This window comes from Rhizobium sp. BT04, assembly GCF_030053135.1.
In the GTDB taxonomy this organism is placed as follows: domain Bacteria; phylum Pseudomonadota; class Alphaproteobacteria; order Rhizobiales; family Rhizobiaceae; genus Rhizobium; species Rhizobium binxianense.
In genome coordinates this window covers 1,944,246-1,962,704 of sequence record NZ_CP125652.1, presented here as the reverse complement: position 1 = coordinate 1,962,704, position 18,459 = coordinate 1,944,246, and the positions used below count along the sequence as shown (strand labels likewise).

At 61.7% G+C, this 18,459-nt stretch carries 19 protein-coding genes; 17 read left to right on the top strand and 2 right to left on the bottom strand.

Annotation, left to right across the window (positions count from 1 at the left end):
• Positions 1–15 precede the first annotated feature (15 nt).
• The 17 genes from urtB (at position 16) to ureG (ending at position 13,542) form a co-directional block, all read left to right on the top strand.
• Positions 16–1,653: an urea ABC transporter permease subunit UrtB gene (gene urtB / locus QMO82_RS18225; protein ID WP_183607803.1), complete on the top strand. Its 1,638-nt coding sequence runs from the start codon at positions 16–18 to the stop codon at positions 1,651–1,653.
• Positions 1,650–2,813 (top strand): urea ABC transporter permease subunit UrtC, encoded by a 1,164-nt coding sequence (gene urtC, locus QMO82_RS18220; RefSeq protein WP_183607804.1) that lies wholly within the window; start codon positions 1,650–1,652, stop codon positions 2,811–2,813. Before urtB ends, urtC begins: the two co-directional genes overlap by 4 nt.
• A 5-nt stretch (positions 2,814–2,818) precedes the next feature.
• The gene (gene urtD, locus QMO82_RS18215) at positions 2,819–3,574 is read left to right on the top strand and encodes an urea ABC transporter ATP-binding protein UrtD (RefSeq protein ID WP_183608333.1); all 756 of its coding nucleotides are present in this window, start codon (positions 2,819–2,821) and stop codon (positions 3,572–3,574) included.
• A 76-nt stretch (positions 3,575–3,650) separates the two neighbouring features.
• Positions 3,651–4,169 (top strand): hypothetical protein, encoded by a 519-nt coding sequence (locus tag QMO82_RS18210; RefSeq protein WP_183607805.1) that lies wholly within the window; start codon positions 3,651–3,653, stop codon positions 4,167–4,169.
• A 19-nt stretch (positions 4,170–4,188) separates the two neighbouring features.
• Complete coding sequence (gene urtE, locus QMO82_RS18205) at positions 4,189–4,884, top strand: urea ABC transporter ATP-binding subunit UrtE (protein ID WP_183607806.1); 696 nt, start codon at positions 4,189–4,191, stop codon at positions 4,882–4,884.
• A 152-nt stretch (positions 4,885–5,036) separates the two neighbouring features.
• Positions 5,037–5,858, top strand: coding sequence for an urease accessory protein UreD (locus QMO82_RS18200; protein ID WP_183608334.1), 822 nt, complete (start codon positions 5,037–5,039; stop codon positions 5,856–5,858).
• Between the two features lie 28 nt (positions 5,859–5,886).
• Positions 5,887–6,189, top strand: a complete 303-nt coding sequence (locus QMO82_RS18195) for an urease subunit gamma (protein ID WP_126829282.1) — start codon at positions 5,887–5,889, stop codon at positions 6,187–6,189.
• 9 nt (positions 6,190–6,198) lie between these two features.
• Positions 6,199–6,450, top strand: a complete 252-nt coding sequence (locus tag QMO82_RS18190) for a DUF1272 domain-containing protein (protein WP_183607807.1) — start codon at positions 6,199–6,201, stop codon at positions 6,448–6,450.
• A 10-nt stretch (positions 6,451–6,460) separates the two neighbouring features.
• Positions 6,461–6,766 (top strand): urease subunit beta, encoded by a 306-nt coding sequence (locus QMO82_RS18185; protein WP_010014268.1) that lies wholly within the window; start codon positions 6,461–6,463, stop codon positions 6,764–6,766.
• Positions 6,767–6,783: 17 nt separating this feature from the next.
• Positions 6,784–7,191, top strand: coding sequence for a lysozyme inhibitor LprI family protein (locus QMO82_RS18180; RefSeq protein ID WP_183607808.1), 408 nt, complete (start codon positions 6,784–6,786; stop codon positions 7,189–7,191).
• A 16-nt stretch (positions 7,192–7,207) separates the two neighbouring features.
• The gene (locus tag QMO82_RS18175; protein WP_183608335.1) at positions 7,208–7,831 is read left to right on the top strand and encodes a Urease operon accessory protein; all 624 of its coding nucleotides are present in this window, start codon (positions 7,208–7,210) and stop codon (positions 7,829–7,831) included.
• 3 nt (positions 7,832–7,834) lie between these two features.
• Positions 7,835–9,547: an urease subunit alpha gene (ureC, locus tag QMO82_RS18170; RefSeq protein ID WP_183607809.1), complete on the top strand. Its 1,713-nt coding sequence runs from the start codon at positions 7,835–7,837 to the stop codon at positions 9,545–9,547.
• Between the two features lie 31 nt (positions 9,548–9,578).
• Positions 9,579–10,250, top strand: coding sequence for a TIGR02117 family protein (locus QMO82_RS18165; RefSeq protein ID WP_183607810.1), 672 nt, complete (start codon positions 9,579–9,581; stop codon positions 10,248–10,250).
• A gap of 330 nt (positions 10,251–10,580) precedes the next feature.
• Positions 10,581–11,447 carry a GGDEF domain-containing protein gene (locus QMO82_RS18160; RefSeq protein WP_183607811.1) on the top strand — a complete coding sequence of 289 codons (867 nt, stop codon included), beginning with the start codon at positions 10,581–10,583 and terminating at the stop codon, positions 11,445–11,447.
• 84 nt (positions 11,448–11,531) lie between these two features.
• A complete protein-coding gene (gene ureE, locus QMO82_RS18155) occupies positions 11,532–12,134 on the top strand; it encodes an urease accessory protein UreE (protein WP_183607812.1) in 603 nt (200 codons plus the stop codon).
• A 6-nt stretch (positions 12,135–12,140) separates the two neighbouring features.
• The gene (locus QMO82_RS18150) at positions 12,141–12,812 is read left to right on the top strand and encodes an urease accessory protein UreF (RefSeq protein ID WP_183607813.1); all 672 of its coding nucleotides are present in this window, start codon (positions 12,141–12,143) and stop codon (positions 12,810–12,812) included.
• A gap of 118 nt (positions 12,813–12,930) precedes the next feature.
• A complete protein-coding gene (gene ureG, locus QMO82_RS18145) occupies positions 12,931–13,542 on the top strand; it encodes an urease accessory protein UreG (protein ID WP_097621305.1) in 612 nt (203 codons plus the stop codon).
• 132 nt (positions 13,543–13,674) lie between these two features.
• Here ureG and QMO82_RS18140 read toward each other — a convergent pair whose 3' ends face one another.
• Together QMO82_RS18140 and QMO82_RS18135 are read right to left on the bottom strand one after the other, a co-directional pair.
• Positions 13,675–16,995 carry an efflux RND transporter permease subunit gene (locus QMO82_RS18140; protein ID WP_183607814.1) on the bottom strand — a complete coding sequence of 1,107 codons (3,321 nt, stop codon included), beginning with the start codon at positions 16,993–16,995 and terminating at the stop codon, positions 13,675–13,677.
• Positions 16,996–17,007: 12 nt separating this feature from the next.
• A complete protein-coding gene (locus QMO82_RS18135) occupies positions 17,008–18,198 on the bottom strand; it encodes an efflux RND transporter periplasmic adaptor subunit (RefSeq protein WP_183607815.1) in 1,191 nt (396 codons plus the stop codon).
• Positions 18,199–18,459 lie beyond the last annotated feature (261 nt).

Below are 18,459 nucleotides of genomic sequence, written 5' to 3'. Positions count from 1 at the left end.
AGGGCGAGAAAGCCGATGAATCGCGCCGTAAAGATTTTCCTCATCACGGTTTTCCTGACATTCCCGGGTCTGACGTTTTCGGGCCTGACAATCTCGAGCGAAGTCCAGGCCCAGGACGATATCCACGTGCTCATCGACGCGCTCGGCGTCGGCGACTTTCCGGAACGCGAAGCGGCCATCAAAGCACTGGTCGCTTCCAAGGACCAGCATGTCAGCCAGATCCTGCAGCAGTTGAGCGACGGCCTTCTCTACGTCAATTCCGATGGCGGCCCGGTGCTCCTCCAGGGCGGTACGGATGACGAACCCACCTATTCCGATCCAATCACCGGCGAAGCCGCTGCCGATGTCGATCCGGATCTGATGACCAAGGTCAAGATCAACAACGCGCTTCGCGGCGTCATCAGCGCCGCCACCAGCCAGCTGACGCTGATGAGCCCGGACCGTTCCGCGCGGCTTGCCGCGGCGCAGGGTCTGCTGAAAGATGCTGATCCCGCCAATCTCGACCTGCTGAACTCGGCGCTTGCGGCCGAGAAGGACGCTGAGATCAAGAATACGATGGAAGCGGCGCGCGCAGTGCTGCTGCTCAAGACGGATGCGAGCGTCGAAGACAAGAAGGCTGCGATCGATACGATTGCGGCGCGCGGCAATCGCGATGCGCTGACCATCCTCACGACCACACTCGAAACCGCGCCTGAAGACCTGAAGCCAGCGATCCTGGCGGATATCAGCTCCATCAATCGCAGCCTGGCGCTGTGGGATATCGTCCAGAACATCTGGTACGGATTGTCTCTCGGCTCGGTACTGCTGCTTGCCGCGATCGGCCTTGCCATCACCTTCGGGGTCATGGGCGTCATCAACATGGCGCATGGCGAAATGGTGATGATCGGCGCCTATACGACCTATGTCGTGCAGGAATACATAACCTCCGCCTTTCCAGAGCTTGCCGATTATTCGCTGGCCTTTGCCGTGCCCGCGGCCTTCGTCTTTACCGGCTTCGTCGGCCTGGTGATCGAGCGCGCGGTCATCCGCTATCTCTACGGCCGGCCGCTCGAAACGCTGCTCGCCACCTGGGGCGTGTCGCTGATCCTGCAGCAGGCAGTGCGCAGCATCTTCGGCCCGACCAACCGCGAGGTCCGCAATCCGAGCTGGATGTCCGGCGTCTTCGATCTCGGCGGGCTCGCCATCACCTGGAACCGGCTGTGGATCATCGTCTTCTCGATGGTCGTGTTCCTGACGCTGCTGATGCTGCTCAAGCGCTCCGCCTTCGGCCTGCAGATGCGTGCCGTTACGCAGAACCGCCGAATGGCGTCGTCGATGGGCATCCGCACCGGCTGGGTCGATGCCTTCACCTTCGCGCTCGGCTCCGGCATTGCCGGCATCGCCGGCGTGGCGCTCTCGCAGATCGACAACGTCTCGCCGAACCTCGGTCAGAACTACATCATCGACAGCTTCATGGTCGTCGTCTTCGGCGGCGTCGGCAATCTCTGGGGCACGCTGGTGGGCGCGCTTTCGCTCGGTGTCGTCAACAAATTCCTCGAGCCCTTCGCCGGCGCCGTGCTCGGCAAGATCCTGGTGCTCGTCCTCATCATTCTCTTCATCCAGAAGCGTCCGCGCGGGCTCTTCGCACTCAAAGGAAGGGCGGTAGAAGCATGATAACGGCCTTCCTTCTCCGGTCGCTCGATCGCAGGATCTCCATCGCCGTCGCCCTGTTGCTGGCGATCGCCATTCTCGTGCCGGTGCTGAATCTCGCAACCGGCCCGGCCCATCCCCTGCACATTCCGACTTATATCATGGCGCTGTTCGGCAAGTATCTGACTTACGCGCTGCTGGCGCTGGCGCTCGATCTCGTTTGGGGCTTCTGCGGCATCCTCTCGCTCGGCCACGGCGCTTTCTTCGCGCTCGGCGGTTATGCGATGGGCATGTATCTGATGCGCCAGATCGGCTCGCGCGGCGTCTATGGCGATCCGATCCTTCCTGACTTCATGGTGTTCCTGAACTGGAAGGAGCTGCCATGGTTCTGGTACGGCTTCGAACATTTCTGGTTCGCGGCGCTGATGGTGCTCTTCGTGCCGGGCCTGCTCGCCTTCGTCTTCGGCTGGTTCGCCTTCCGCTCGCGCGTCAACGGCGTCTACCTCTCGATCATCACCCAGGCGATGACCTACGCGCTGCTGCTTGCCTTCTTCCGCAACGACATGGGGTTCGGCGGCAATAACGGCATGACCGATTTCAAGGATATCCTCGGCTTCAACATCCAGGCGGACGGCACGCGCGCAAGCCTCTTTGCCGCGACCGCAGTCTTCCTGGCGCTGTCGCTGCTGATCGCCTCGGCGATCGTGCGCTCGAAGTTCGGCAAGGTGCTGGTCGGCGTGCGTGATGCCGAAAGCCGCACGCGTTTCCTCGGCTACCGCGTCGAGCATTTCAAACTCTTCACCTTCGTCGTCTCGGCGATGATGGCGGGCATTGCCGGCGCGCTCTACGTGCCGCAGGTCGGCATCATCAACCCTGGCGAATTCGCACCTGCCAACTCGATCGAAGTCGTTATCTGGACGGCGGTCGGTGGGCGGGCGACGCTGATCGGGCCGATCATCGGCGCCATCCTCGTCAATGGCGGCAAGACGATCTTTACGGGCCTCTTCCCGGAGATCTGGCTGTTTGCGCTGGGCGGCCTCTTTGTCGCCGTCACGCTGTTCCTGCCGATGGGCGTCGTCGGCACGATCGCGCAATATCTCGGCAAACGGAAAGCCGTCTCCAATGCTGCGCCGCCGGCGGCGCAGGAAGACGACATCGAGCCGAAAATCCAGGCAGCGGAGTGAGCGCTATGATTCCCGACGTCAAACCCAACAGCGTGCTTTATCTCAACGGCGTTTCGGTTTCCTTCGACGGCTTCAAGGCGCTGAACTCGCTCTCGATCGTCATCGAACCCGGCGAACTCCGCGCCATCATCGGCCCGAACGGCGCCGGGAAGACGACGATGATGGACATCATCACCGGCAAGACCAGGCCCGACGAGGGCGAGGTCTTCTTCAACGGCACGATCGACCTCACCAAGAGGGACGAGGCCGATATCGCCCAGCTCGGCATCGGCCGCAAGTTCCAGAAGCCGACGGTCTTCGAAAGCCATACGGTCTGGGACAATCTGGAACTGGCGCTGAACCGCCGTCGCGGTGTGTTCTCGACGCTGTTCTATCGGCTTTCGGGTGAGGACAAGGCGCGCATCGAGGAAATCCTCGAAACGGTGCGGCTGACACACCGCCGTGACGAATTCGCCGCCAACCTCTCGCACGGGCAGAAGCAATGGCTTGAGATCGGCATGCTCTTGGCGCAGGAGCCGAAGCTGCTGCTGGTCGACGAACCGGTGGCCGGCATGACGGATGCGGAAACGGCGGAAACCGCGATCCTGCTTAGAGACATCGCCAAGACCCGCTCGGTGGTCGTCGTCGAGCACCACATGGGCTTCATCCGCGACCTCGGCGTCAAGGTGACGTGCCTTGCCGAAGGCTCGGTGCTGGCGGAAGGGTCGATCGATTTCGTCAGCTCGGATCCGAAGGTGATCGAGAATTATCTGGGGCGGTGATCAATGCAACTTACCCGCTTGAACCTGACAAAAGAAAACGCTCTAAAACGGGCGGGGTTTATTGTGGGGTTTGATCATGGCTCTTCTCGGTATTCTGGTCGCGGCGATCAGCGGCGCGGTTATCTGGTATTGGCGTCTTAAAATGGTACGTGAGGCAGGAAACGAGATCATCGATTCCGTCGAGCGGATGCGGGGCGCCTATAAGCGCAAAAAGTTTCGCAAGCAGGCGGAGGTCGCGCCGCTGGCCTCGATCGCCGATCCGGCGATTGCGGCGGTGGCCTTTTTCTTTTGCCTTGCCAAGGAAAAGCCGATGTATCTCGACGCTGCGAAGGATGTCGTTCGCAGCCGCATGAAAGGCATCATCCGGCCGGGCGACATGGAAGAGGTGCTGGTTTTCGGCGAATGGGCGTCCAAAAACGTCACCAGTCCCGAAGATCCGATCCGCCGGTTCCGGGATCTCTGGTTGAAGGCGCTCGACATGCAGGAGCGTCAGCAACTGATCGGCATTGCCGAGGAGGTGGCCGAGGCCGGTGGCGAGAGAACGAAGGAACAGGAGCACGCCCTGCAAATGCTGAGGCGCACGTTGATGAATTGATGGGGAATGGGTGAAACGGATGCTGACAGTCGAAAATGCAAACCTGCATTATGGCGCCGCTCAGGCGCTGCGCGGCATCTCCGTCAAAGCGGAGATGGGCAAGATCACCTGCGTGCTGGGTCGCAATGGCGTCGGCAAGAGTTCGCTCCTGCGCGCTATCACCGGCCAGCATCCGCTGTCGGCCGGCACTGTCACCTTCAACGATGCCAAGCTCAACGGCCTGCCGCCTTTTGCCCGCGCCAAGCAGGGCATCGGCTATGTGCCGCAGGGGCGCGAAATCTTCCCGCTGCTGACAGTCAAGGAAAATCTCGAAACCGGTTTTGCTCCGCTTGGCCGCCGCGACCGCAACATCCCTGACGACATCTTCAGTCTCTTCCCGGTGCTGAAGTCGATGTTGTCACGTCGCGGCGGCGATCTTTCCGGCGGGCAGCAGCAGCAGCTGGCAATCGGGCGCGCCATGGTGACGCGGCCGAAGATCCTTGTGCTCGACGAGCCGACCGAGGGCATCCAGCCCTCGATCATCAAGGATATCGGCCGGGCGATCCGCTATCTCCGTGATTCCACAGGCATGGCGATCCTGCTCGTCGAGCAGTATCTCGATTTCTGCCGCGAGCTTGCCGACTACGTCTACATCATGGACCGCGGCGAGATCGTGCATGAAGGGCTTGCCGAAACGCTGGATACGCCGGAAGCTCGTCGTCACCTGACCGTCTGATCGGCAGATGCCGCATTTTGCAGCAGAGGGTTCGGCGCCTGGCAAAACCTTCCGCCGCCGCCAAAGGTCTCATCCGCACGGCATGGGAATTGCTTGCTTTCCGTCATCCGCGCGATTGAATGAAAACCGGTAGCGTGACCGAAAGGGATGATATGACGATTGCGGCGACGAGCACGAGACCGCAAAGAGCGGAAGGACGCGGGCATCTGGCGGCAAAGCTGTTTGATGGCCGCACGCGTATCCGCGAACTCTATCAGGAGGGGGCGGCGAAGATCCGCCTGCCCGATACTTTCGATGCTTCGATGGAAGCCGTCATCATCAACACAGCCGGCGGTTTGACGGGCGGTGACCGCATGTCCTGGAGCGTCGTTGCCGGCGCCGGTACGCGCATCGACGTCACCACCCAGGCCTGCGAGAAGATCTACAAGGCTTCGGCCGGAACGGCGGAGGTTTCGACCAGCATCGAGGTCGGCGCGGGTGCCCGCGTTGACTGGCTGCCGCAGGAGACGATCCTTTTCGACCGCGCCTCGTTATCCCGTCGGCTGGATGTCGATCTCGACGAGGATGCCGAATTTCTCGCCGTTGAAGCCGTGCTGCTCGGGCGCAAGGCGATGGGCGAGATGATGGAGACGGGGCTTTTCCGCGACCGCTGGCGCATCCGCCGGTCCGGCCGCCTGATTCATGCCGAGGAACTCAGGCTATCCGACGGCGTGGCGGCCCTTGCCGCGCGTCAGGCCGTACTCGGGGGGCAGGTGGCCTTTGTAACGCTGCTTTATGCCGGGCCGCTGGCTGAGGCCTATCTCGGCAAAGTGCGGCCGCTCGTCGAGGGACCGATGGGCGGGGCGAGCGCCTGGAACGACAAGCTCATCGTCCGCCTTGCGGCGCCTGACGGCTTCTCGCTCAGAAAAATTCTGATCCCGGTCATTTCCGCCTTGCGCAATGGTGCGCCTGTGCCGAAAGTCTGGAATCTATGAACCCAGGCATGCAGCAGATGGACAAGCGATGAACCTCACTCCGAGAGAAAAAGACAAGCTGTTGATTTCAATGGCGGCGATCGTGGCGCGCCGGCGGTTGGAGCGCGGCGTCAAGCTGAACTATCCCGAAGCGATCGCGCTGATCAGCGATTTCGTTGTCGAAGGCGCTCGCGACGGCCGCCCGGTTGCCGAACTGATGGAGGCCGGCGCCCATGTGATCGACCGCAGTCAGGTGATGGAGGGCGTTGCCGAGATGATCCACGACGTGCAGGTGGAGGCGACGTTCCCCGATGGAACCAAGCTCGTCACCGTGCACGAACCGATCCGGTGAGGAGATCAAATGCTGGAGCTCAGGCCCAATTGCGAATGCTGCGACAAGGATTTGCCGTCTGATAGCGCTGAGGCGCGGATCTGCACCTATGAATGCACCTTCTGCGCCGATTGCGTGGACAATGTGCTGAAGGGCGCATGCCCGAATTGCGGCGGCAATCTCGTCGCCAGGCCTATTCGGCCGGTGGCGATGCTCGCCAAAAATCCGGCGTCGACGAAACGCGTGCTGAAGGCTGAGGGCTGCGCGCCCAAGGCGGCTTAAGGAGAACGAGATGATTCCGGGTGAGATCATTGCCGCAAGCGGCGACATCGAACTGAATGCCGGCGCGCCGACGGTGACGCTGGAGGTTTCCAACACCGGCGACCGGCCGGTGCAGGTCGGCAGCCACTACCATTTCGCCGAGACCAATGCCGGGCTTTCCTTCGACCGAGCGGCGGCGCATGGCAAGCGGCTTGATATCCCGTCGGGAACCGCCGTGCGCTTCGAGCCCGGGCAGACGCGCTCGGTGACGCTTATCCCGCTTTCCGGCAAGCGCGAAGTCTATGGCTTCCGCCAGCTGGTGATGGGCAAGCTCTAAGCAAGCGGGAGGGATGCATGCGTTTGAATATCTGCCTCGTCGGGGTGGCGATGCTGCTGATTTCAGGCGCGGCTTCTGCCCAGGATATCGATTGCAAGAACCCCCAGACGCAATCGGACATGACTTCCTGCGAGGCGGCGCGTCACGATGCGGCCGACAAGGCGCTGAACGCGCAATACAAGAAAACGCGCGCCGCGATGGTGGCGATAGACAAGGATCTGGACGGCGACATGAAGGGTGCTGAAAAAGCGCTGGTCAAGGCGCAGCGCGCCTGGATCGATTATCGCGATGCCGAATGCGATGCCGCTGGATTCCAGGCGCGCGGCGGCACGATGGAGCCGATGCTGGTTGCCGGGTGTCTCGCCGATATCACGGACAAACGCACGAAAGAGCTGAAAGAGCTCGAAGATTCGATGAGTAACTGAGGTGGCCAGGAAGATCATGATCGTTGGCAATGGTGAGATCGGGGAAGGAGCGGCTGGCGTCATCGATGCTGCCGATTTCGTCATCCGTTTCAACGATTGCCGCTCCTATGGCGCCGGCGGTCGCCGTACCGACGCCGTTGCCGTCTGCAACACCGGTAGGCCGGCCAAGGCGATGCTCGGCTCGGAGCAATGGCGCACTCATCCCGCTGTCGTCTCGGCCGCCGAAATCTGGAGCGTGCGCGATCCGGAAAAATTCGCGGCACTTCGCGCACCGCTTGCCGTCTCGCATCCGGAACTCGACGATTTCTGCGACGACTACACGAATGCGTTCGGCACCTTCTGCTCGGACACCGGCAAGACGTATGTCGTCATCGACAAGTCGGTTCACGAAGCCGTCGATGCGGCGCTTTCGGCCTTTGCTCCTTCGCCCTATGTCGTGCCGAGCAGCGGCATGATCGTGATCGGCGAGGTGATGGAGAAATCTGCCGATGCCGAGGTGACGCTCGCCGGCTTCGGCCATGTCGGCTGGGAATGGCATCCCTTCGCCGCCGAAAGACAGCTTGTCGATACCTATATTGCCGCGGGCCGCCTGAAGCGGCTTGGCGGAAAAACGTTTGCCTCTTCCTCCCAAGGAGCCTGATAGATGCCCTACAAGATCTCGCGCGCCGCTTATGCCGGTATGTTTGGACCGACCACCGGCGACAAGGTGCGCCTTGCCGATACGGAGCTTTTCATCGAGATCGAGAAGGATTTCACCACCTATGGCGAGGAGGTGAAGTTCGGCGGGGGCAAGGTGATCCGCGACGGCATGGGCCAGAGCCAGGTGACGCGCGCGGACGGTGCGGTCGATACCGTCATCACCAATGCCGTGATCGTCGATCATTCGGGCATCTACAAGGCCGATATCGGGCTCAAGAACGGCCGCATCGTCGCAATCGGCAAGGCCGGTAATCCCGACATGCAACCCGGCGTCAATATCATCGTCGGCCCGGGCACGGAGGCGATCGCCGCCGAAGGCAAGATCGTTACCGCTGGCGGCATGGACAGCCATATCCATTTCATCGCGCCGCAGCAGATCGAAGAGGCGCTGATGAGCGGCATGACCTGCATGCTCGGCGGCGGTACAGGCCCGGCGCATGGCACGCTCGCCACCACTTGCACGCCCGGTCCGTGGCATCTCCAGCGGATGATCGAGGCGGCCGACGCCTTCCCGATGAACCTTGCTTTTGCCGGCAAAGGTAATGCCTCGCTGCCGGGCGCACTTGTCGAAATGGTGCTTGCCGGCGCCACTTCGCTGAAGCTGCATGAGGATTGGGGCACGACACCAGGCGCCATCGACTGCTGCCTGTCGGTTGCCGACGAATACGACGTGCAGGTGATGATCCACACCGATACGCTGAACGAAAGCGGCTTCGTCGAGGATACGATCGGCGCCATCAAGGGCCGCACCATCCATGCCTTCCACACGGAAGGGGCGGGCGGCGGGCACGCGCCCGACATCATCAAGATCTGCGGTCAGCCGAACGTCATTCCGTCGTCGACCAATCCAACACGGCCCTATACGGTCAATACGATCGCCGAGCATCTCGACATGCTGATGGTCTGCCACCATCTGTCGCCGTCGATCCCCGAAGACATCGCTTTTGCCGAAAGCCGTATCCGCAAGGAGACGATCGCTGCCGAAGACATCCTGCACGATATCGGCGCCTTCTCGATCATTTCCTCCGACAGCCAGGCCATGGGCCGTGTCGGCGAGGTGGCGATCCGCACCTGGCAGACGGCCGACAAGATGAAGCGCCAGCGCGGACGGCTGAAGGAGGAAAAGGGCGACAACGACAATTTCCGCGTCCGCCGCTATATCGCCAAATACACGATCAATCCGGCGATCGCCCATGGCCTCAGCCGTGAGATCGGCTCGGTCGAAGTCGGCAAGCGCGCCGACCTCGTGCTGTGGAATCCGGCCTTCTTCGGGGTGAAGCCCGATATGGTGCTGCTCGGGGGCTCGATCGCGGCCGCGCCGATGGGCGATCCGAACGCCTCGATCCCGACGCCGCAGCCAGTTCACTACCGGCCGATGTTTGCCTCCTACGGCAAGAGCCTCACCAATTCCTCCGTCACCTTCGTCAGCCAGGCGTCGCTCGATGCCGGCCTGAAGGGCCGGCTCGGCGTCGCCAAGGAACTGGTGGCGGTGAAGAATACGCGCGGTGGCATCTCCAAGGCATCGATGATCCACAACGATCTGACACCCGAGATCGAGGTTGATCCGGAGACCTACGAGGTCAGGGCGAACGGCGAATTGCTGACCTGCGAGCCGGCGACGGTGCTGCCGATGGCGCAGCGCTATTTCCTGTTTTAGGCGCACGCCCGATGTGTGACCGGTGGTTCCGATGAGGACAGGCATCAACTGGTTGCTGCGGATCATATTCCTGTTCGTATTTTTGGCGGCCTGTGGGACCTTCATTCCGCGGCCGCTGATTGCCCCGGTCAAGGCATCATCCGCGGCGGCAAGCCACCGGATTCTCCTGCTGTCGGGACCGATCCACACCGATATTGCCATTCAGCTCGGCGAGGAGACGCGCGCCGCCTTTTCCTTCCTCGACAATCCCGATTTTCCGCTTGGCCATCCGAATGCGGAATGGCTCATCATTGGCTGGGGTGGCCGTGCCTTCTATCTGGAAACTCCGACCTGGACGGAGCTGAAGCCGCTGCCGGTGCTGCGGGCGCTGACGATCGATCGTTCGGTGCTGCATGTGGACCTTGCCGGTCACATCAGCGAGCCGCAGCCCGCCGTTGCGGCATTCGATATCGGCGACGATCAACTGGCGCGGCTGCGCAATTTTATCTCGGACAGCTTCGTTCGCGGCGCGGGTACGGTGAAGCCGATTCCGGATGCGGGTTACGGCGAGATCGACCGGTTCTTCGAGGCAAAGGGATATTTCAACGCTCTCTTCGGCTGCAACACCTGGACGGCGGCTGCGCTCCGCTCGGCCGGGCTTCGGACCGGCTTATGGAACCCGCTTCCACAATCATTGCGATTGTCTCTCGGTGTCTACAATTGAAGCAGCCGCTGGCCGGTCCGCTCGCCAACGAAATTGTGAACGACACTCTCCATTCGGTTGTAAAAATCCGCGTGAAAACCTGTGTTTTCCCGAGGTAAGCCATTCTGGAACAACTTAGCCGTGGAGCCCAGAAAAGACCTGTCATGTCAATGATATAGGCTGGTCCATGCCCTGTGCGATTCAGGGATCGGACGCTTGCATCTCCTGCTAGAAAAAATCTGTCCACCGAATCGTCCAAAATCGGTCGGATTTTAACGAGTCGATTAAGACACCCGCAGCAATTGGACTCTTATCAATGCCTTGCAACGCCGGACAGGAAGGTTGATTCTGATGAGAAACTGGATGTCGCTGCAGGCCGATTTCGGCAATTTTCAACATCGCAGGAACGTCTATCTCTTCGCTCTGAAGATGAGCTTTCTTGCCGTCATTCTCTCCGGCGTCATCATATCGCTGACGATACCGCCGCTCGGTTTTCTCGGGCTGCTGCCGGTGACGCTCTCGCATGCGATCGGCTTCGGCGCCATTTTTTCCTGGCTCGTTGGCGGGACGGTTTCCGGCATGCTGTCGCTGGCTGCCGGTTTTGCCCTGCATGAGCTGACGCTGTCGCGGGCGGAGTTCGAAAAGCTCAGCCGCACGGACACACTTTCCGGCCTCCTGAACCGGCGTGCCTTCACAGAGGCGCTCGAGAATACCGAGGGCAACAACGCCTCGCTCGTCATATTCGATGTCGACCGTTTCAAGGCGATCAACGATCGCTTCGGCCATGCCTGCGGCGATGCCGTCATTACCGCCGTCTCGGCCATGCTCAGATCCGCCTTCGATGAGATGTCCGTCGTCGCACGGCTGGGTGGGGAGGAATTCGGCGTCATCGTCTCCGGTGAGCCGCTGGAGGCGCGGATGGAGCGCATCGAAGGTGTCCGGGCCCGGATTGCAAGCGGCGCCATCGCGGCCGAGGGGCACGATATCCGCATCACCGTTTCCGGCGGTGTTGCCGATCTCGGCGTCGGGCGCAACAATCAGGCGGTCTATGCTTCGGCAGACCGAGCGCTCTATCTCGCCAAGGCGCTTGGGCGCAATCGCGTCGTACACGAGCGGGAAGGTCTGCATCACGCCTGGCACGGGCTCGTCGACAATAGCCTCGATGCCAAGGGTCGGGCAGCTGAGAGCGACAACGTGATGCAGGCTTACGGAATATAAAAGCCCCGTTCCGTGCAAAAGGCCATTGGTGCTTGCATCGGGAGAGGCTATTTTGCATGGTCGCCTCAGCAAAACGGACATATCATGCAGCGCGTTACATCTTATCTTCCCGCCGGAACCCCGTCCTCCCATCCGACCGCCCAGGTCAAGCTGCCGCACGATCTGCGCCATCTGCGCCGCAAACTGCTGCATCTGGAAAATGGCGAGATGGTCATGCTCGACCTCAAGGACCCGGTGCTTTTCGCCAATGGCGACCTGCTGGTGCGCGACGATGGCGAGTTGATCGAGATCCTCGCGGCCGATGAGAAGCTCTTCGAGGTTCGCGGCCGCGACCGCACACATCTGATCGAGCTTGCCTGGCATCTCGGCAACCGTCATCTTGCGGCCCAGATCGAGGAAGACCGCATCGTCATCCTGCGCGACCACGTCATCCGCGCCATGCTGCAGGGGCTCGGCGCCACCGTCCTCGACATCGACGAGCCCTTCCAGCCGGCGCGCGGAGCCTATCATTCCCATGGCGGGCATTCGCACGATCACGAACATGCGGCTCATGACCACGGGCATGACCACAAACATGATCATGGCCACGACCATGAGCATGGACCGGGATGTAATCATGACCACGACCACGGGCGGGATCATGATCATGATCATGACCACGGACATCACGGCCATAAGCACGACTGAGAGCCGATGACCAGGGATGACGAGTTGCAGGCATTGCTGCGCCTGACGGCATGGCTCTCGCCGGCCTTTCCGATCGGCAGCTTTGCCTATTCGGGCGGGCTGGAGCGGGCGGTGGCCGACGGACTCGTCACCGATGCGGCCTCGCTTGCGGCCTGGGTCGGCACGCTGATCGACCATGGGTCGGTTTGGAACGACGCGGTGCTTCTGGCCGAGAGCCACAGGGGCCAAGCAGAACCCGCACGCCTTGCCGAAGTCGCCGCACTCGCCGAGGCGCTTGCTGGATCGCGTGAGCGCCATCAGGAAACGATGCTGCTCGGAGACGCCTTCCTCGCGGCGGCGCGGGCCTGGCCGAACGAGGTTTTCGAAAGGCTGCCCGGCAAGGTCGCTTATCCCATTGCGGTCGGGGCGGTTGCGGGCGCACACGGCATAGGGCCTGAGACGGTGCTTGCGGTTTTTCTGCACGCCTATGCCTCGCAGGCGATGTCATCAGGCATCCGTCTCGGTGTCGCCGGGCAGAGGGATGGCGTTGCAGTGCTTGCCGGTCTCGAAGAGCGTATCGCAAAGGTTGCTCGGCGGGCGGCGGCCTCGACGCTCGATGATCTGGGCTCGGCGACGGTGCAGGCCGATATTGCCAGCTTGCGCCACGAAACGCAGGCGACGCGACTGTTCCGTTCGTGATCGCCCGGATTGCGTAAAAATAAAAACTTAGAGCGGTAAGCTGAACCGCTCTAAGTCATTTGACGGTGGCGCGCGCCGGCGACGTCGCTATCATCGGGCTTCGATTGGAGTAAAACAGATGAAATCAAGAAACGGACCTCTGCGCGTCGGCATCGGTGGGCCGGTCGGCTCGGGCAAGACGGCGCTGACCGAAAAGCTCTGCAAGGCGATGCGCGACGACTATTCCGTCGCCGTGGTCACCAACGACATCTACACGACCGAAGATGCCGAAGCATTGGTGCGCATGCAGGCACTGCCTTCGGACCGCATCGTCGGCGTCGAGACGGGCGGTTGCCCGCACACCGCCATTCGCGAGGATGCGACCATCAACCTTCAGGCGATCGCCGGTCTCAACCAGCGGATCCCCGATCTCGACGTCGTCTTCATCGAATCCGGCGGCGACAATCTGGCGGCGACTTTTTCGCCCGATCTTGCCGATATCACCATCTATGTCATCTCCGTCTGCCAGGGCGAGGAAATCCCGCGCAAGGGCGGGCCCGGCATCACCCGGTCGGATCTGCTGGTCATCAACAAGAAGGATCTGGCACCCTATGTCGGCGCCGATCTCGAGGTGATGGACCGGGATGCGGCGCGCATGCGCGCCACGCGTCCCTTCGTCTTCTCCGACATGAAACGCGGCGACGGTATCAACGCGATCGTCAGCTTCCTCAGGGAGCAGGGTGGACTCTGAGCAGCCAGACCTGCCGCAGCAGGTCGGCACTGACGGCGAGGAGAAATCCGCCCCGTCTGCCGCACCCATGAAGACAAAGCGGAACGGGCCGGGAGATCGCTCCCGCCCCGTTTTGATTTCCTGAGCCTTTGCTCACTCGGCCGCGAAGGGCGGCAGGCGGAGCACGTTGGTGTCGTTTGTCTTCTTGCGTTTGTCTTCAGGCTTTTCGATCGCGGTCAGGCGCTCGTCCAGCGAGTCGATATCGCTACGGTTTTCGCGGGTAACGCGGGTGAGATCCTCACGCGACAGCGGCAGGTCTTCCTGATCCTTCCTGCCGACCAGGCGGCCGAAAGCCCAGCCGAGCAGGCGGGAGAGATCGTCCATGATCAGGAAGAAGGAAGGCACGACGACGAGCGAGAGCACCGTCGAGACGATGATGCCGCCGATCACCGCGATCGCCATCGGCGCGCGAAACGAGCCGCCTTCGCCCACACCGAGCGCGGAAGGCAGCATGCCTGCCGACATGGCGATCGAGGTCATGATGATCGGCCGGGCGCGCTTGCGACCAGCTTCGACCATGGCCTCGACGCGGGCCATGCCCTGGTGGCGCATCTCGATCGCGAAATCCACGAGCAGGATGGCGTTCTTGGTGACGACACCCATCAGCATCAGGATGCCGATCATGACAGGCATGGACAGCGGATTGCTGGTGATGATCAGCGCCGCCGCGACACCGCCAATGGCAAGCGGCAGCGAGAACAGGATGGTGAAGGGCTGGATCACGTCCTTGAAGAGCAGGATCAGCACCGTCAGCACCAGCAGGAGGCCCATCAACATGGCGTTGACGAAACTCTGCTGCATCTCGGACTGCACCTTGGTGTCGCCACTTTCGGCAAGATGCACCGTGGCCGGGATATTGGCGGCCTTGACGATCTCGCGGAACCGGGCCGAGGCCGTATCGAGCGCCACGCCCTGCGGCAGGTCGGAGCCGATTGAGACGACGCGGTAACGGTTGTTGCGCTTGATCGAGCTTACGCCCTCCGAATAGTCGATATTGGCGACGCTCGCGAGCGGAACGGTGCCGCCGCTGGCGGTCTGGATTTTCAGTGCCCGGAGAGCCGCAAGGTCGCGGCGCATGTCGAGTGCCGCCTGGACGCGGATCGGGATCTGGCGATCGTCGAGCGAGATCTTGGCAAGGGCGGCATCGACATCGCCGATGGTGGCGACGCGGATCGTTTCGGAGATCTGCTGCGGCGTGATGCCGAGGCGGGCGGCCTCGTTCTTGCGCGGGTAGACCTGCAGTTCCGGACGGGGCAGGGCGCCGTCGGCGCTGACATTGGCGAGCAGCGGATCGGCGCGGAGCTTGGATTCCAGAATACCGACGGCGTCGTTCAGGTCCTTCTCGTTTTTGGAGAGGAAGTTGAAGGAGAGGTCGCGTTCGCCGCGGTCGTTGAGCTTGAGGATGTGGACGTCGGGAATGTCGCGCAGCTTGGCGAAGACTTCCTTTTCGATATCCCATTGCGGACGTTCGCGGCCGTGGACCTCCACCTTCGGCAGCATCGGCCCGATGACCGGGATATGGCCGAGCCCGTCATTGACCATCTTCTTGATCAACGACTGGTCGAGCTTGCGAAGTGCCAGCGTGATGGTTGCGCGGCGCAGTTCGAGATCGCCCTTCGGCGATGCGCCGCCGAGGACGAAGACGCTTTCGACGCCGTTGATATCCTTGACCCGGTCATAGATCGCATCCGTCGTCTTCTCGGTGTCGTCAAGCCGTGCATTGGGTGGCAGCTCGACGGAGAGAACGATGCGTGAAGCGTCTTCGGGCGGCAGGAAGCTGCCCGGAACCTTCATGAGCAACAAGACGGAGCCCACCAGGAAACCGAAGGCGACGATCAGCGTCGCATAGCGCGTGTACCAACGCCCAGTCGTCCCGCGTATGAGACGCGTGTATCCACGCATCAGCAGACTGTCATTGTCGTGATGGTCTTCCATGCCGTCTTCGGCGCGCATGAGATAGGCGGCCATCATCGGGGTGATCAGGCGCGCGACCATCAGCGAGAAAAAGACGGAGAAGGCGACGGTCAGGCCGAACTGGATGAAGTACTGGCCCGGAATGCCCGGCATGAAGGAAACCGGCACGAAAACGGCGATGATCGTGAAGGTGGTTGCGATGACGGCAAGGCCGATTTCATCAGCTGCTTCGATCGCCGCTCGATAGGGCGTCTTGCCCATCTTGATGTGGCGGGCGATGTTTTCGATTTCGACGATCGCATCGTCGACCAGGATACCTGTCGCGAGTGTCAAAGCCAGGAAGCTGACGAGGTTCAGGGAGAAACCCATCATATCCATGATCCAGAAGGTCGGGATCGCTGACAGCGGAAGGGCGATGGCCGAAATCAGCGTCGCGCGCCAGTTCCTCAGGAACAGGAAGACGACGATGACGGCGAGCAGCGCGCCTTCGAGCAGCGTATGGATGGCGGCTTCGTAATTGCCGTAGGTGAAATAAACCGAATCGTCGATCAGCTCGATCTTCACGTTCGGATTTTCGGTTCGCACCTTGTCGAGGCTTTGCGCTACGGTTTCGGCGACGCTGACTTCGCTGGCGCCCTTCGAGCGGAAGACGCCGAAGGTGACAACCGGCGTGGCGTTGAAGCGCGAGAAGGATTTCGGCTCTTCATAGGTGTCCTTGATGACACCGAGATCGGAGAGTTTGACGAAGCGGCCGTTCGGCAGCGCGATCGTCGTGTCGGCGAGCTCGGCGACATTGCGCGCATCGCCGAGAACACGGATCGCCTGTTCGCTGCCGGCCACTTGGCCGCGGCCGGAGCCGAGGTCGATGTTGGTGCCACGCAGCTGCTGGTTCACGCTAGCGGCGGTGATGCCGTAGGCATCGAGCTTGCCGGGGGTCAGTTCGATGCGCACTTCGCGCTCGGCGCCGCCGTAACGGTCGACGCGGCCGATGCCGGCCTGGCCCTGCAGCGCGCGCTTGATCGTATCGTCGACGAACCAGGAGAGTTCTTCCAGCGACATGTCGGGCGAGGAAACGGCGAAGGTCTGGATTGCCTGGCCCTCGACATCGACCTTGGTGACAATAGGCGCTTCTGCGGTCGCCGGCAGATCGCTGCGAATGCGATCGATCGCGTCCTTGACGTCCTGCACGGCCTGTTCCGTCGGCACTTCCATCCGGAACATCACGTTGGTCTGCGAGCTGCCGTCGGTCACCGTCGACTGGATTTCGTCGATGCCGGTGATCGAGGCGATCGCGTCTTCGATCTCCTTCGTCACCTGCATTTCGAGCTCGGCCGGCGAAGCGCCGCTCTGCGTCACGCTGATCGAAACGAGCGGCACGTCGATGTTCGGGAAGCGCGTGATCGGCAGCTTGTTGAATGACTGCATGCCGATGAATATCAGCAGGCAGAAGGCCAGGAGCGGCGCGATCGGATTTCGAATGGACCAGGCTGAAAAATTCATCGGATGGTCTCTTTAGTTGGAAGCCGGGGGCTGTTCACGCACCGGCGTGATGTGGTCGCCATCGCGGACATAGGCGCCCGCCTTGGCCACGACCTCGTCGCCGCTCTTCAATCCATTGACGATCTCGACATAGGCGCCGTCCTGGATGCCGGTCTCGATCTTGGCGAATTTCACCACGCCGCCCTCAACCTTGCGCGCGGAGGAGCCTTCGTTGCCGGTCAGCACCGCGGTCAGCGGAAGCGATACGCCCTCGGTCTCCCGGACGATAATCTCGGCGCTGCCATACATGCCGGAACGCGCCTTGCTGTCATCGTCGATGGAGATATGGACGAGACCGAGGCGGGTCACCGGATCGACGGTCGGAGACACCAGGCGCACGGCGCCGGAAAGCTTCTCGCGGCTGCCGGAAAGGGAAATCGTCGCCTTCTGGCCGGCCATCACTCTGACGATATCGCTTTCGGCGACTTCGGCGACAAGCTCGATATCGCCGTCGCGGATGAGGGTGAACAGCGGGTCGCCGTTGCCGGCGGCAATGGCGCCGACCTTGGCATTCTTTGCCGAGATCGTGCCGGCGACCGGCGTCTTCACATCGGTCCGGGCGAGCTTCAGATCGGCATCAGCGATCTGGCTGTCGAAGACTTTGAGATCGGCTTCGGCCACCTCGATCGCCTGTTCGGCAGAGACGACGCGGGCGTTCGCGGCGGCGGCGGTCGCATCGGCCTGCTCGACCTGGGCGGTGGAAACCGTGCCTTTCTTGACCATTTCCTGGGAGCGGGCCTGTTGCTGCCTGGCCTGTTCGGCATTGGCCTGGGCTTCGATGAGCTGGGCGCGCAGCTGGGCGAGGCTTGCTTCGCCCTTGGCCCTCGTCGCCATCATCTGGCTTTTCTCCAGCACCAGCGCGTCGTCATTGAGCGTCGCCAACGTGCTTTCCGCCTGGACCTTGTCGCCGATATCGGCTTTCAGCGTGCGGATAGAGAGGCCTTCGACCTGCGGCTGAATATAGACTTCCTCGACGGGCTTGACCGTTCCCGTGCCGATGACACGATCGACGAGCGTCCGGTTCGTCGCCTTGGTGACGACGATCGCCGGCAGGTTCTGCTGCGGTTTTTCGACCGGCTTTTCCTGCGAAAATGCAGTTGATGCAGCAAGGGCCGCTGCAAAAAGGGTAGCGGCGCCTAGAATTCCAATCGGCTTGCGTGCCATGCGTCTTCGTCCAATCTTATAATAAGGTTGGCCGAACTCGCGCGTCTGCCACTCAGCGCGCAATCAGGCCACTGCCCTTCCTGCATTCTCAGAGGTATCCGCCGATCCTTTGCCGTCTTCGTCCCTCGTCGGCAAATTCGGCTTGTAGGTGGTATCGATTTGCTCGATCTACAAGTCCGGCAGAAAACAATTCCCCATGAGGCGATAATAATGACCATTCCGACGCCAATCAATCACCGCAAGGTTATGTCAACATTACGA